General features: G+C 68.1%; 15 protein-coding genes and 1 riboswitch. Of the genes, 9 read left to right on the forward strand and 6 right to left on the reverse strand.

All coding sequences use genetic code 11. The annotated features are described in order from the left end of the window. Positions 1–26: 26 nt before the first annotated feature. The gene (locus tag CFB41_RS25090) at positions 27–1,001 is read left to right on the forward strand and encodes a threo-3-hydroxy-L-aspartate ammonia-lyase (RefSeq protein ID WP_089458294.1); all 975 of its coding nucleotides are present in this window, start codon (positions 27–29) and stop codon (positions 999–1,001) included. Positions 1,002–1,130: 129 nt separating this feature from the next. Beyond that, complete coding sequence (locus CFB41_RS25095; RefSeq protein ID WP_089427404.1) at positions 1,131–1,379, forward strand: hypothetical protein; 249 nt, start codon at positions 1,131–1,133, stop codon at positions 1,377–1,379. Between the two features lie 35 nt (positions 1,380–1,414). Here the strand turns inward: CFB41_RS25095 and CFB41_RS25100 are convergent, their stop codons facing one another. Genes CFB41_RS25100 through CFB41_RS25120 form a run of 5 tightly spaced genes read right to left on the reverse strand, consistent with a single transcriptional unit; the run spans position 1,415 to position 5,160 of the window. Then, the gene (locus tag CFB41_RS25100; RefSeq protein WP_089458295.1) at positions 1,415–2,239 is read right to left on the reverse strand and encodes an SDR family NAD(P)-dependent oxidoreductase; all 825 of its coding nucleotides are present in this window, start codon (positions 2,237–2,239) and stop codon (positions 1,415–1,417) included. Positions 2,240–2,244: 5 nt separating this feature from the next. Next, entirely contained in the window at positions 2,245–3,120 is an 876-nt protein-coding gene (locus tag CFB41_RS25105) for an SDR family NAD(P)-dependent oxidoreductase (protein WP_089458296.1), read from the reverse strand. Between the two features lie 31 nt (positions 3,121–3,151). Further along, positions 3,152–4,144 carry an NADP-dependent oxidoreductase gene (locus CFB41_RS25110; RefSeq protein WP_089458297.1) on the reverse strand — a complete coding sequence of 331 codons (993 nt, stop codon included), beginning with the start codon at positions 4,142–4,144 and terminating at the stop codon, positions 3,152–3,154. A gap of 49 nt (positions 4,145–4,193) precedes the next feature. Then, positions 4,194–4,826 (reverse strand): Dabb family protein, encoded by a 633-nt coding sequence (locus tag CFB41_RS25115; protein ID WP_089458298.1) that lies wholly within the window; start codon positions 4,824–4,826, stop codon positions 4,194–4,196. Then, positions 4,816–5,160 carry a hypothetical protein gene (locus tag CFB41_RS25120; protein ID WP_089458299.1) on the reverse strand — a complete coding sequence of 115 codons (345 nt, stop codon included), beginning with the start codon at positions 5,158–5,160 and terminating at the stop codon, positions 4,816–4,818. The genes CFB41_RS25115 and CFB41_RS25120 overlap by 11 nt, the downstream gene beginning before the upstream one ends. A gap of 177 nt (positions 5,161–5,337) precedes the next feature. Between CFB41_RS25120 and CFB41_RS25125 the strand changes: the two genes are divergently transcribed. The 6 genes from CFB41_RS25125 to CFB41_RS25150 all read left to right on the forward strand — a co-directional run bounded on the left by CFB41_RS25125 (position 5,338) and on the right by CFB41_RS25150 (position 12,441). After that, a complete protein-coding gene (locus CFB41_RS25125) occupies positions 5,338–6,396 on the forward strand; it encodes an AraC family transcriptional regulator (protein WP_089458300.1) in 1,059 nt (352 codons plus the stop codon). Positions 6,397–6,485: 89 nt separating this feature from the next. Continuing rightward, positions 6,486–6,679: riboswitch (cobalamin riboswitch) on the forward strand. Between the two features lie 338 nt (positions 6,680–7,017). Further along, entirely contained in the window at positions 7,018–8,946 is a 1,929-nt protein-coding gene (locus tag CFB41_RS25130) for a TonB-dependent receptor domain-containing protein (protein WP_089458301.1), read from the forward strand. A 237-nt stretch (positions 8,947–9,183) separates the two neighbouring features. Continuing rightward, positions 9,184–9,753 (forward strand): YdeI family protein, encoded by a 570-nt coding sequence (locus tag CFB41_RS25135; RefSeq protein ID WP_089458984.1) that lies wholly within the window; start codon positions 9,184–9,186, stop codon positions 9,751–9,753. 114 nt (positions 9,754–9,867) lie between these two features. Next, a complete protein-coding gene (locus tag CFB41_RS25140; RefSeq protein ID WP_089458302.1) occupies positions 9,868–10,713 on the forward strand; it encodes a GNAT family N-acetyltransferase in 846 nt (281 codons plus the stop codon). A 95-nt stretch (positions 10,714–10,808) separates the two neighbouring features. Continuing rightward, positions 10,809–11,381 (forward strand): TetR/AcrR family transcriptional regulator, encoded by a 573-nt coding sequence (locus tag CFB41_RS25145; protein WP_089458303.1) that lies wholly within the window; start codon positions 10,809–10,811, stop codon positions 11,379–11,381. A gap of 34 nt (positions 11,382–11,415) precedes the next feature. Further along, the gene (locus CFB41_RS25150) at positions 11,416–12,441 is read left to right on the forward strand and encodes an alpha/beta hydrolase (RefSeq protein ID WP_089458304.1); all 1,026 of its coding nucleotides are present in this window, start codon (positions 11,416–11,418) and stop codon (positions 12,439–12,441) included. Positions 12,442–12,472: 31 nt separating this feature from the next. Here CFB41_RS25150 and CFB41_RS25155 read toward each other — a convergent pair whose 3' ends face one another. Continuing rightward, positions 12,473–13,105, reverse strand: coding sequence for a LysE family translocator (locus CFB41_RS25155; RefSeq protein WP_089458305.1), 633 nt, complete (start codon positions 13,103–13,105; stop codon positions 12,473–12,475). 116 nt (positions 13,106–13,221) lie between these two features. On the opposite strand from CFB41_RS25155, the gene CFB41_RS25160 reads away from it, so the two are divergent. Beyond that, positions 13,222–13,683: an Lrp/AsnC family transcriptional regulator gene (locus tag CFB41_RS25160; RefSeq protein WP_089442386.1), complete on the forward strand. Its 462-nt coding sequence runs from the start codon at positions 13,222–13,224 to the stop codon at positions 13,681–13,683. Position 13,684 lies beyond the last annotated feature (1 nt).

Raw genomic sequence — 13,684 nt, forward strand, 5'->3', positions numbered from 1 at the left:
CGATTCCTACGACCACCGGATAACCCATGAACGCTCCGACTCTCCCCACCTACGACGACGTGGCCGCCGCCGCGGCCCGGCTCGAAGGCCATGCGCACCGCACACCGGTGATGACCTCGCGGACGATCGACGAAGCGCTCGGCGCGCACGTGTTCTTCAAGTGCGAGAACCTGCAGCGCATGGGCGCATTCAAGTTCCGCGGCGCGTTCAACGCGCTGTCGCGCTTCGACGCGGTGCAGCGCCGCAACGGCGTCGTCGCGTTCTCGTCCGGCAACCACGCGCAGGCGATCGCGCTGTCGGCGCGCATGCTCGGCATTCCCGCGACGATCGTGATGCCGCAGGACGCGCCGGCCGCGAAGATGGCCGCGACGCGCGGCTACGGCGGCAAGGTCGTGACCTACGACCGCTACACCGAGGATCGCGAGCAGATCGGGCGCGATCTCGCCGCGCAGCACGGCCTCACGCTGATCCCGCCCTACGACCACCCGGACGTGATCGCCGGCCAGGGCACGGCGGCCAAGGAACTGTTCGACGAGGTCGGCCCGCTCGATGCGGTATTCACGCCGCTCGGCGGCGGCGGGCTGCTGTCGGGCACCGCGCTCGCCACGCGCGCGCTGTCGCCGCACGCGACGCTGTACGGCGTCGAGCCGGAAGCCGGCAACGACGGCCAGCAATCGTTCCGCTCCGGCGCGATCGTGCATATCGACACGCCGCGCACGATCGCCGACGGTGCGCAGACGCAGCACCTCGGCAACCTGACGTTCCCGATCATCCGGCGCGACGTCGACGACATCCTGACCGCTACGGACGCGGAACTGATCGACTGCATGCGCTTCTTCACCACGCGTATGAAGATGGTGGTCGAGCCGACCGGCTGCCTGTCGTTCGCCGCGGTGCGACGGATGAAGGACGCGCTGCAGGGCAAGCGCGTGGGGGTGGTGATCAGCGGCGGCAACGTCGATCTCGAGAACTTCTGCGCACTGGTGTCGGCGCCGGCATGAACGTCGCGGCGCGCATGAACATTCCGTCATCCGCGCCGCATCGCTCCTTCACGTCGCGTTAAGTTTCGCGCCCTAGACTGATGACGTTGTCCCGCAGTCAGTCGCGCAGTCAGTCGTGAAGGAGCCACCATGAAATCGCACGCGATCGTCGCCGCCGCCCTGGCGGCCGCTTCCCTTTCGGCGTTCGCTCAACCGGGCGTGACGTCATCCGGTTTTCCCGCCGCGTCGCCGCACGACGCCGTCGCGCAAGCGACGCACCGCTCGCCCGGCGCGTTGCCGCACGCCGGCTTCGTGCTCGCGAAGATCGATCAGAACAATACGCCGCCCGATCGCGGCGGCGACCCGAGCGGCCGCTCGCACTCCGGCATGCGCATGTGACGGCACACGCAGGGCGTGGCAGCCGCGCCCTGCCGTCAGAACGACGGCAGCGACGGATCGCGTGAAGCGAGGATGTCGTCGGTGCGCCGCTGCAGCGCGCCGTCGATCGTCTCCGGTTGCGGAATCAGCCAGTAGCGCCCTGCCCGGATGCCGTCGAACACCCGCGCGGCGAACGCGTCGGGCGTGAGCCCGTGCGCGTTCAGCATCGCGCGCATCGTGTCGACGAAGCCGCGCACCTCGGGCCGGTCGTGCACCGCGCCAAACGGGTCGTTGAAGATGCCCGACTGCACGGGGCCCGGCGCAAGCAACGACACGCCGACCGGCGCGCCCAGCATCTTCAGTTCTCCGTACAGCGATTCCGTCAGCGCGACCACCGCGAATTTGGTTGCCGAGTAAGGCGACATCAGCGGGCTCGGCAGGAACCCGCCGACCGACGCGGTATTCACGACGCGCGCCGGCACGTTGCGCTCGAGCATCCGCGGCACGAAGCTGCGGATGCCGTTCAGCACACCGTGCACGTTGATCGCGAAGCTGCGCTCGAAGCGTTCCGGCGTGATTTCCCAGCTGAAGCCGGTCGCCATTACGCCCGCGTTGTTGAACAGCAGGTCGACGCCGCCGAAGCGCTGCCACGCGGCTTCCGCCAGCGCGTCGACGGCTTCCGGCCGGCTGACGTCGGTCGGCACGCACAGGACGTCGGTGTCGAGCGTCGCGGCGAATGCGTCGAGCTTTGCCGGGTCGAGATCGGCCAGCACGACGCGCATGCCGAGCCCGGCGGCGTGGCGTGCGAGCCCGCTGCCGATGCCGCTGGCCGCGCCGGTGATCACGGCGGTGCCGCCGTCGAAGCGAATCGAGTTCGTCATGTCAATCAAAGTCCTGTCGGGTCGATGTGGGGATGCGCATACGCGGGAATCACCGGAGGCGGCAGCACCGTGCGGCCGTCGAGCGAGCGCACCGCGAGTTGCTGCGCGCGCGGGAAATGCAGGCTGTGCGTGACGAGGCCCGTGCGTTCGCGCGCCGGCAGGCGGCACAGCGCGAGCGCGGTCTCGGCGAGATACGCGACGTCCTCGGTCGGATAGCCTTCGGGGATGTAGCGCGCGGCGCCCGGCGTGCGGATCGCCGTGCTCGGCGCGACGAGATTCACCGCGATGCCGTCGGCTTCGAGTTCGGCCGCGAGCCCCTGCGTGAAGCGCGACAGCGCCGCCTTCGCCGCCGCATAGACGGTCGCGCCGCCCAAACGCGAGAAATCGTCGAACGGCCGCAGCGGCGGCAGCGCCGTCACCGAGCCGACGTTGACGATCCAGCCGGCGCCGCGGGCGCGCATCAGCGGAATCGCGGCCTGCGCCAGCGCGAACGGAATCCGCAGATAGTGTTCGATCGTCGTGTCGAACATCGTCATCGGCATCGCATCGACGCACGCGTAGTCGGCCACGCCCGCGTTGTTGACGAGGATGTCGAGGCCGCCGGCGGCTTGCGCCGCGCGCCCGACGAGCGTATCGCGCTCGGCTGCGTTCGACAGGTCGGCCACGAGCGCAATGGCGCGGCCGCCAGCCTGCTCGATCAGCGCAACCGTTTCGGCGAGCGTGCCGGCGGTCGTCGCCGATGGCGTGAGGCTGCGCGCCGTCACGACGACGGTCGCGCCTTCGGATGCGAGGCGCTGCGCGATCGCACGGCCAATGCCGCGGCTGGCGCCCGTCACGAGCGCGCACTTGCCGGCCAGTACGCCGGTTCGGGTATCGGTCATCGTTGTCTCCTGTAATGGGCGTGCGGACCGCTCAGCGGGCGATATCCGCAACATGAAGCACCAGCTTCGTTTTCGCCTCGCCCGTTTGAACGAGATCGAGTGCGCGGGCCGCCTGTTCGAGCGGGAAACGGTCGAAACGCGGCACGCGCAGCGCGCGCGTGTCCAGTTGCGCCGCGATCCGGCCGAGCGTGCCGCCGCTCGGCATCCGGCTGTAGGTCATCGCGGTGCGCAGGCCGCGTCGTGCGGCAACGGCCGCCGTCGCGGCGAGCCGCTCCGCATCGCCGGCCGCGAGCGTCATGATGTTCACCAGCGTGCCGCCCGGCGCCAGCAGGTCGAGCGCATTGGGCAGCGTGTCGCCGCCGACCGCGTCGAGTACGAGGTCGACGCCGCCAGGCGCCCAGGCGCGCAGCGACGCGGCGATGTCCTGCGCGCGATAGTCGATGCTCGCCGCCGCGCCCAGCGATTCGACCGTCTCACGGTTGCGCGCCGAACACGTCGCCACGACGCGCGCGCCGGCCTGCACGGCCAGCTGGATCGCGAACGTGCCGACCGCGCCCGCGCCGCCGTGCACCAGCACGGTCTGGCCCGCCTTCAGCCCGCCGTCGTCGAACAGGCCGGCCCATGCCGCGAGCGCGGGCGTCGGCACCGTGGCGGCTTCCGCCAGGCTCACCGCGTCGGGCACGCGCACGACCGAGTCGTGACGCACCGCGACGTATTCCGCAAACGCACCCCAGCGCCCCGCGCCGACGTCGGTCTGCGCGAACACGCGCATGCCGGGCGCGAACCCGTCGACGCCGTCGCCGACCGCTTCGACCACACCCGCCGCGTCGAAACCGATCACGAACGGAAACGTGTATTGCATGAACGCGCCGAGGTAGCCTTCGCGGCATTTCCAGTCGGCGGGATTGATGCCCGCGTAGGCCACGCGGATCAGCACGTCGCCGGGGCCCGGCGTCGGGGCCGGCACGTCGGCCATGCGCAAGGTGTCGGAATGACCGACGCGGTCGATCAACAGGGCTCGCATCTTCGTGTCTCCAGGGTTGGTTTGATGTCGGCTCGATGCGGGCGGCGCGTTACGCCGCCGTGTCGGCCAGCAGGCTCGACGCGAGTGGACAGAACGCATGCGAGATCGCATCGACCGTCCAGTCGGGGCTTTCGGCGTCGAACCGGCGGTCGACCCAGCCCCAGTGATACGGATGCATCAGGTATTCGCCGACGAGATCGCCGACGTGCGCGAATTCCTGCTGCCACACGTGCGTCCACGCGCCGGGCGTCTCGATCCGGCTCAAGCGCCAGTTGCGGATGCCGGGCATGAACGCGGGCATCCGCAGCAGTTCGCGTTCGAGCGCGGCGATCTGCGCTGCGCTGGCCTGCGGCCGCACGCGCAGCATCAGCGTGCGCCACACGCCGTCGCGCAGCGCCGGTTCGCGCAGGCCGCCGCCGATCGCGCGGCATTCGGCGCCGTCGATGCGCTCGATGCCCGGCAATTGAGCCAGCGCCGCGAACTCCGCCGTGCCGTCGGCCGCCGAATCGTCACGCAGCACGTCGAGCGTGTAGTCGCCCGCACCCCAGCTGCCGTCCAGATTGCGTGCCAATGCCACGCGTGTCGTGCCGGCCAGCGCGTGCGCGGCTTCGTGCAACGCACGCTCGATCGCGCCCGCATCGCAATCCGCGGACACGAATACCTGTGCCGTGTCATGCCGCATGGTCGACCTCCGTCAGCGCGGGCAGCGGCGCATCGGCGTCCGTCATTACATGGCGGCGGCGCATGTCGCACAGCGCGTCGACCGCCATCCAGAATCCGACCACGTCGGCATCCGTCAGCGCCCGCATCCGGTAATAGGCCGACGCGTCGGCCACCTGCCAGGTCAGCCACAGCGTGCTCGGCTGCCCCGGCACCGCGACGGGCGGCGATACCCGGCGGCCGGCCGCCGCCAGCCCGCGCGCCGCGTGGCCCGGCAGGTAACGGTCGCGCAGCAGTGCAAGCACGTCGGGAATGCGCTCGGGCGCGAGCGTGATTTCGTCTACGATCTGGATCATTCGCGTGTCGTCCGGGGTCGTTCGTGGTCGTTCGTGTCAGGGACGCGCAGCCGGCCTACGCCGTTCCGGCGAGGCCGAAGGCGGTCGGCGTGGATAGCATTCTTGCGTGGTGACGATTCGCAGACCCCTACCGGCCCGCTCACCGCCCCCTGTCGCAACGATCAGATCGGGAAACTCATGAAACAGCGCGCCATGCCGGCCCGCGGCCGCGTCCTGCCGGGCCTCGGCGCGCGCCTGCTGAGCGAACTCACGCGCAGCGGCGCGCCGCCGGCCGACCGCGATGCGCAGCCGCCGCCACCGGCAGCGACGCCGGGCGATTTCGTCGCGCTGTACCGCGACGCGATCGAACGCCTCGAGGCGCAGGTCGCGCGCGGCGACGGCCACCCGCCGATGCGCAAGCGCGAGGTCGACCTGATGTGCCGCTGTCTGCTGAGCTGCGCGACGCTGGCCGACGCGATCCGCTGTGCGCGCGAATTCGGCGAGATGCTGACGCCGCGCGCCGGCGCGTTGTCGCTCACCGTGCGCGACGGGCGCGCGACGTTCCGGATGGATTCGCTGCGCCGCACCCGCAGCCCGGCCGCGTGCCTCGTCGACCTGACGGGGTTGTTCTGCTATCTGCAACTGTTCGGCTGGCTGATCGGGCAGCCGCTGCGGCCGACCGACGTGTGGCTCGGCCATCCGCGCCGCGACGACGCGATGCCGTTGCTCGGCTTGTTCAATGCGCCGGTCGAGGTAGGCCGCAAGACTTACGGCTTCGCATTCGATGCGGCGCGGCTCGCGTGCCGCGTGGTGCGGCAGCCGGCGGAGCTCGACGCGTTTCTCGTCGATTTTCCGTTTCGCCTGATCGATGCGGCGCCGGCCGTCGTGTCGTGGGCGCAGCAGGTGCGCGGTTTTCTCGACGCGGCGCTCGCGCACGAGCAGGCGTTGCCGGCACTCGCCGAGCTCGCCGCGTGGCTCGGCGTCAGCGAGGCGACGTTGCGGCGGCGGCTGGTGGCCGAAGGCAGCGGTTATCACGTGCTGCGGGAGCAGTGTCTCGCCGAGGCCGCGCAACGCTGCCTGCGCGAGTCGGACTGGCCGGTCGCGCGGATCGCCGCGCATCTCGGGTTCGGCGGCGAGGAAGCCTTCCGCCGCGCGTTCGTCAGGTGGACGGGCGTCGCCCCGAGCCGGTTTCGGCGCGATTGCATGGCGGCACACCACGCCATTTCATCAGACATGAAACGCGCCATCGACGCATGAAAGACAGGATTTCGAAAGTTTTGGCACCTCGATGACGTTTTTTCGCATCCGGGCGCTACCCGACAATTGACGCGCCGGCGCGCACGCCATTACCCTTGCGCGCTGATGGTTCCCGGAGACGGGATCAAAAGGGAACGCAGGCGAGGCAGTGCCTCGAATCTGCGGCTGCCCCCGCAACTGTGAGCGGCGAATCCGTGCCACTGCATGCCACTGGGAAACCGGGAAGGCCGGCACGAATCAGGACCCGCGAGCCAGGAGACCTGCCATCGACCCGAGGTCCAAGCAGCCGCACCGGGCGGGGTGTCCCGATGCGCCAGCACCGCCTTTGGCGGTGCCCGTTGCATGGACGGCCCGACCTCAGGATCCGCCCGATGTCCACTGTTACCGCACCCGCTTCCTCACCGGAAGCGTCGCGCCGGCACACCGCCGGCATGCACGGCCCGCCTGCTCGCGCGCGCCGTTCCCTGTCGATCGCGTCCGCCGGCATGTGCCGCGCCGATGCCCGGGTCTGCAGCCCGCTCGGCCCGGTCGCGCGATAACCCAATCACCGATAACAAAACCGGCGCTGCCCGCCGCGCTCCCCGATCGACGCATGCGCAGCCCGACCACAACGACAGCCTCATGAAGATTCGACACCTCCTTGCCACGTCCGCCGCGACTGCACTGCTCTCGCCGCTCGCCCACGCAGCCGGCGACACCGCGGTTGCACAACCGGCCCCGGCCGCCGAAAGCGCCGACCTGCCGACGATCAACGTGACCGACACGCATCGGCTGCCCGAGTCGTTCGACCAGCGCTATGCGACGACCCAGGTGCTCACGCGTACCGATCTCGACCGGCTGTCGCCGAGCGACCCGAGCATCACGCAGGCGCTCGCGACGCTGCCCGGCGTGACCGTCTCGCAGAACGGCGGTCCGGGCTCGTCCGCGTCGGTCAGCATCCGCGGCTCGTCGGCCAGTCAGGTCGCCGTGTTCATCGACGGCATCCGCATCGGCTCGCCGACCACCGGCATCGCGCCGTGGGCGGACCTGCCGACCGAATCGTTCGAACGGGTCGAAGTGATCTCGGGGCCGGCCGCCGCGTCGTTCGGCGCCAATGCGATGGGCGGCGTCGTGCAGCTCTTCACGCGCCGCGCGGCCAACCAGCCGAACCAGACCACCGTGTCGTTCGGCGGCGGCTCGAACAAGACGTTCGACACGCAGTTGCGCACGTCCGGCACGGTGCCGTCGACCGGGCCGCTCGCCGCGCTCGGCGGGCTCACCTACTCGCTCGGCCTGCATTCGTACAACACGGCCGGCATCGACGCGACGCGGCCCTTCGCGTATGGGCACGAGGCGGGCCGCAACCCGTACCACGCGCAGGATCTCGATGCGCGCCTCGGCTACGCGCGCGACAACTGGTCGATCTCGACGTTCGCGCTGTATCACCGGTCCGATCTGTCCTACGACAACCGCGGCTATGCGAATCGCCAGCTCGATCATCAGCTGACGACCGGTATCGCGTTCCACCTCGACATCACGCCGGACACGCAGTTCGACCAGTCGTTCGGTTATGCGAACGATCGCGGGTTCATCTACGCGAGCGATCCGACCATCCCGACCGACCAGATCAATTCGCAGCGCATCAGCACGTCGACGTCTTTGACGCACCAGGCGCGCGGATTCCATCTGTTCGGGCTGCCGCTGTCGGGCGAAACCAAGCTCGCCTACGACTTCACGCGCGAGCAGGCATTCCTGCCGGTCGACATTCCGGACGGCGTGCCGACGCGCAACGATTCCGCGTTCTCGCTGCATCAATCGGCGACGCTCGGCAGCGTGACGATGTTCCTCGCGGGGCGTCATGAAATCATCGCCGGGCAGTCGGTGAATACGGGTAACGCGGCGCTGTCGTGGGCGATCACGCCGGTGTACACGGCGCGCGTGTCGTACGGCAATGCGTTCAAGCTGCCGTCGTTCAACGACCTGTACTACCCCGGCTACGGCAATCCGAACCTCAACCCGGAACGCAACACGTCGGTCGAGGCCGCGGTCGATGCGAACACGTCGTACGGTACGTTCACGGCTGCGATCTACGATACGCGCGTCAGCAACCTGATCGCGTACAACCCGGCGACGTTCTCGCCGATGAACATCGGCCGCGCGCATATTCGCGGCATCGACCTGTCGTACAAGGGGACGATCGGCCGCTCGACGCCGGTGAGCGTCGCGGTCGGGATCCTGAATCCGCAGGACGAGACCAATGACTCGTGGCTGAACCGCCGGCCGCGCCAGACGGTCAGCCTCAACATCGATCACACGTGGGATGAACTGCACCTGCATGCGTTGAGCACGGGGGCGTCGCTGCTTTATGGCGGCACGACGTTCGACGATCCGGCGAATTCGACCTATCTGCCTTCGTATCTGACGGCGGGGCTGCGTGCTTCGTACCGGATCAATTCGCACCTGACCGTGTCAGCGACGGTGTCGAACCTGTTCGATCGCCAGTACATGACCGCATATGGGTACAACACGCTCGGGCGGACGGCGTTCGGGAAGGTCAGCTACACGTTCTGACGGGGATGGGGAGGCTTCGGCCGGATCGCTGGCGAAGCCTCCCATTTGAAATCGTGCGTCCGATGCCTGCGCCACCGGATGCTTGAAACGGGTGATGCCGCCCTCAAACCAAGCGACAGACTGACGGCTGACGAGCCGCCGGCCTTTCGTCGCACTGCGCACATTGCTGTCCGTATCAACACTGTTAGACTGCGGACGCCCTCCCCGCACGTGTACCCCACCATTCAGGACAGTGACATGACCGAATGCGCGCTAACCTTTACCAGTCAGGTCGAATGGGAAAACTGGTTAGAGCAAAACGGCACCACTTCGACCGGAGCATGGCTGCGTCTGGCGAAAAAAGGGACCGGGCAGCGAACCCTCACCTACGAACAGGCGTTGGAAAGCGCCCTCTGCCATGGCTGGATCGACGGTCAAAAACGGGCCGAGAGCGAGCAATACTGGTTGCAACGCTTCACCCCGCGCTCCGCAAGAAGCATCTGGTCCAAACTCAACACGGACCGGGCTGAAGCGCTGATCGCCGCAGGCAGAATGCGCCCGCCCGGCTTGTGCGAAATCGAGAAAGCCAGAAAGGACGGCCGCTGGCAGGCTGCCTATACGTCGGCCAGCAACTCGATCGTGCCGGACGACCTGCAGGCGGCTTTGGACGCCAATCCGGAAGCCCGCACGTTTTTCGCGACACTGAACAGCCGTAACCGTTATGCCATCCTGTATCGGATACAGCATGCCAAGAAACCGGAAACACGGGCGCGCAAAATCGGGGAATTCATCGACATGCTGAATCGCGGCGAAACCATCCATCCATAGATTTTTCGCTGACGGGAATAGCGCGAAACGGGGCAACTCGTCCTTCACTGCGGCTTCGGCTCGGCAGCCGGTAACGCAACGCGCAATCATGAACGCGGCGACTGGGGGTGAACCATGGACCAAGGCGGAGACTTCATCGTGCGCACCATGTCGGCCGACGAGGTCGCCATGGCGGTCGAATGGACGGCGGCAGAAGGCTGGAACCCCGGCCTGCACGATCCTTCCTGTTTCAGGGCGGCGGACCCGGCCGGGTTCTTCGTCGGCATCTGGCGCGGCGAGCCGGTCGCGTGCATTTCTGCGGTCGCCTACGACGAACGTTTCGGCTTCATCGGCCTCTACATCGTAAAACCCGGGTTTCGCGGCAAAGGCTTCGGTATCCGAACCTGGCAGCACGGCATGCGTTACCTCGGAGACCGCAACATCGGGCTCGATGGTGTCGTGGCCCAGCAGGCGAACTACAGGAAGTCCGGATTCGAGCTTGCTTACCGCAATATCCGCTATGAGGGGCGCGTGGACGGCATCGGGTGCGCGCACGTGGTGGCAGCGGCCGACGTGCCCATCGAGCAGTTGCTTGCCTACGACCGCGCGTGCTTTCCGTCGGCGCGCGAGCGTTTCGTCTCCACCTGGATCGCGCAGCCGGATGCCGTTGCGCTCGCGACGATCGACGCCGGCCGTGTCGCCGGCTACGGTGTCGTGCGCCGTTGCAGGACGGGCTGCAAGATCGGCCCGCTTTTCGCCGACGACACGGGCGTCGCCACCGGGCTGTTTCGCGCGCTGGCGGCGCGCATGCCCGGCGAGGTCATCGTGCTCGACGTGCCGGAAACGAACCCTGCGGCCGTCGCGCTGGCCGAGCGGCACGGCATGACGAGCGTGTTCGAAACCGCACGGATGTACACGAAAGACCCACCGGCGATTGCGATCGATCGCGTGTTCGGGGTGACGTCGTTCGAGCTGGGGTGATCGTCACGCACATGGCGGTCGGCGAATTCGGGAAATTGACATCGCCACCAAAACTAATAGAATTAGGTTTTTGACTAATTCGAGTAGCATCCACCATGGCACGCGCCGGCATCACCCTGGACAAACTCGTCGAAGCCGGCGCGCAACTCGCCGACGAAACCGGCTTCGAGCACCTGACCGGCGCGGCGCTCGCGCGTCACTTCGACGTCAAACTGGCCAGCCTGTACTCCCACATCCCGAGCTTCGACGACCTCAAGAGCCGCATCGCACTCTTCGCGCTGAAGGAGCTCGCCGATCGCGCGACCGACGCCTTGGCCGGCCGCACCGCCAAGGACGCGCTCACCGCGCTCGCCAACGTCTATCGCGACTACGCCCGCGAGCACCCCGGTCGCTTCGCGGCAGCACGCCATCCGGTCAGCGCCGAACGCGCCGCCGAAAGCGCGGGCGGCCGGCTCGTCAGGATGACCTCGGCCGTGCTGCGCAGCTACGCCATTCCGGAAGCCGAGCAGGCGCATGCGATCCGTCTGCTCGGCGGCTTTTTCATGGGCTATGTCACGCTCGAAAGCGCGGGCGGTTTCGCGCACAGCGCACCGGCTTCCGACACGTCGTGGTCGCGCAGTCTCGATGCGCTGGACGTGATGCTGCGCCATTGGCCTGCTGCCGCATGACGCGCCCAACGTCCAACGGAACGGAACCGAATCGATGAAAGACCACCCCGACGGCGTCGCCCTGCCGAGCCGCGTCGTCCCCTTCCCGACGTCGATCAGCGACGAAGCGCGAGCCGCGTTGGAACGACTGGTCGGCAGCGACGGCGTGCCGCTGAACGCGCTGCACGTGATGCCGCCGGCGGACGATTTCGATGCATGGATGCGCGTAAAGGCAGCCGCCGACGCGCACTACGCGGCGGCCATCGAGCAGCTCGGCGGCTATCTGCGTTCGAGCGTGGAGACGATCCGGGCCGGCGCGGCGGACGTGCATGTCGCCACGCCCGAAGCTGCGGCGTCCGACGAATGCGCGTACATCGAGCTGCACGGCGGCGCGCTGGTGCTCGGTGGCGGCGCCGCGTGCCGCGCCGGCGCGCAGATGCAGGCCGACCGGCTCGGCATTCGGTGCTACGGCGTCGACTATCGCCTGCCGCCCGAGCATCCGTATCCGGCCGCGCTCGACGATTGCATCGCGACCTATGCGTACTTGCTGGAGCGCTACGCGCCGGAAAACATCGTCATCGGCGGACGCTCGGCGGGCGGCAACCTCGCCGCGGCGATGGTGCTGCGCGCCCGCGACGAAGGCTTGCCGCTGCCGGCCGCGCTGGTGCTGCTGTCGCCGGAAGTCGACCTGACCGAATCCGGCGACAGCTTCGAAACCAATCGCCTCGTCGATGTCGTGCTGCCGGCGTCGCTGATGCCGAACAACCTGCTCTACGCGAACGGCGCGGATCTCGCGCATCCGTATCTGTCGCCGCTGTTCGGCGATTTCTCCGCCGGTTTCCCGCCGACCTTCATCCAGAGCGGCACGCGCGACCTGTTCCTGTCGAACGCGGTGCGCCTGCATCGCGCGTTGCGGCGCGCACAGGTGCCGACCGAGCTTCATGTATTCGAAGGGATGCCGCATGGCGGCTTCATGGGCGCGCCCGAAGACAGGGAGCTGAGCGAGGAGATCGCGCGTTTCGTGCATGCGCATTTGCCGGCATCGGACGTCGAATTGAATCCGTCGAGCGTCGACCGATGAACGGGCAACGCGATCCGCACGACGCATCGGCCTAGATGACCCCGCGCACGCCCGCGACCACCTGAAGCACGCCGAATACCGCGATCACCGCGGCCGACACGCGCGACAGCCCGTGCATGAACGCGAACGACATCTTCGTGCGCAGCGCGGCGGTCGTGCCGCTCAGGCATAGCCACCACGTCGCGGAACCGATGAACACACCGGCGACCATCAGCGCCACGGCCGGCCACACCGCCCCTTGCCGCGCCCCCGACAGCGGGCCGAGCGCCGCGAAAATCCCGACGAACGACAGGATCGTCATCGGGTTCGACAGCGTCAGGCCGAACGTCGTCACGAAATCGCGCAGGACGGTCGTGCGCGGCAGGTCGCGCTGCGCCGTCGACGCGGCCGGCGCCTGGCGCGCGATGGTCCACGCCAGCCACACGAGAAACGCGCCGCCGCCGATTTTCAGGCCGACGGTCTGCATCGGGAACGCCGTGACGATACCGGCGATGCCGAGCGCGCCGAGCAGGCCGTAGATCGCATCGGCGCACGCGGCGCCGATGCCCGTCGCGAATCCCGCCTGAAAGCCGCGACTCAGGCTGCGCTGGATGCACAGCATGCCGATCGGCCCGACCGGCACCGCGATCGATAGCCCCATCACGACGGACTTGATGAACAGCATCGCCTGCTCCTTGCGACATGTAACGTGTTGAACAGGCATCGTAGGGAAAGTCCCGTCATTGCTGAATGCGGTTTTTAAGGAAAAATGGCCGCTCCGCCTTAAAAAATCTCGCCGCAATGGACGATCTGGACTGGAAGGTAGTGACGCTGCTGCAGGCCAACGGCCGCATCAGCTACACGGAGCTGGCGCGCCAGGTGCACCTGTCGGTGCCGGCGGTAACGGAGCGCGTGAAGCGCCTTGAAGCGGCCGGCGTCGTCGAGGGCTACACGGCCCGGATCAATCCTGCCGCGGCCGGCTATCCGGTCAGCGCACTGATCGGCATCACGGTGCCGCAACCGGCAAAAGCAAAATTCCTCCGGTTGCTGGAAACCATTCCCGAAGTCGTCGAATGCCATCACGTGACGGGCGCGGACTCGTACATGATGCGGCTCGCCGCGATCAGCATGACCCATCTCGAACAACTGATCGAACGCATCAACCTGTACGGCGAAACCCGCACGTCGATCGTGATGTCGACGCCGCTGCCCGCACGCGGGCTGGCGCGGCCGCCGTCGCAGCGCGACGTCGTTCGCGATTGAC

The organism is Burkholderia sp. AU33803 (genome assembly GCF_002223095.1).
In the GTDB taxonomy this organism is placed as follows: Bacteria; Pseudomonadota; Gammaproteobacteria; order Burkholderiales; family Burkholderiaceae; genus Burkholderia.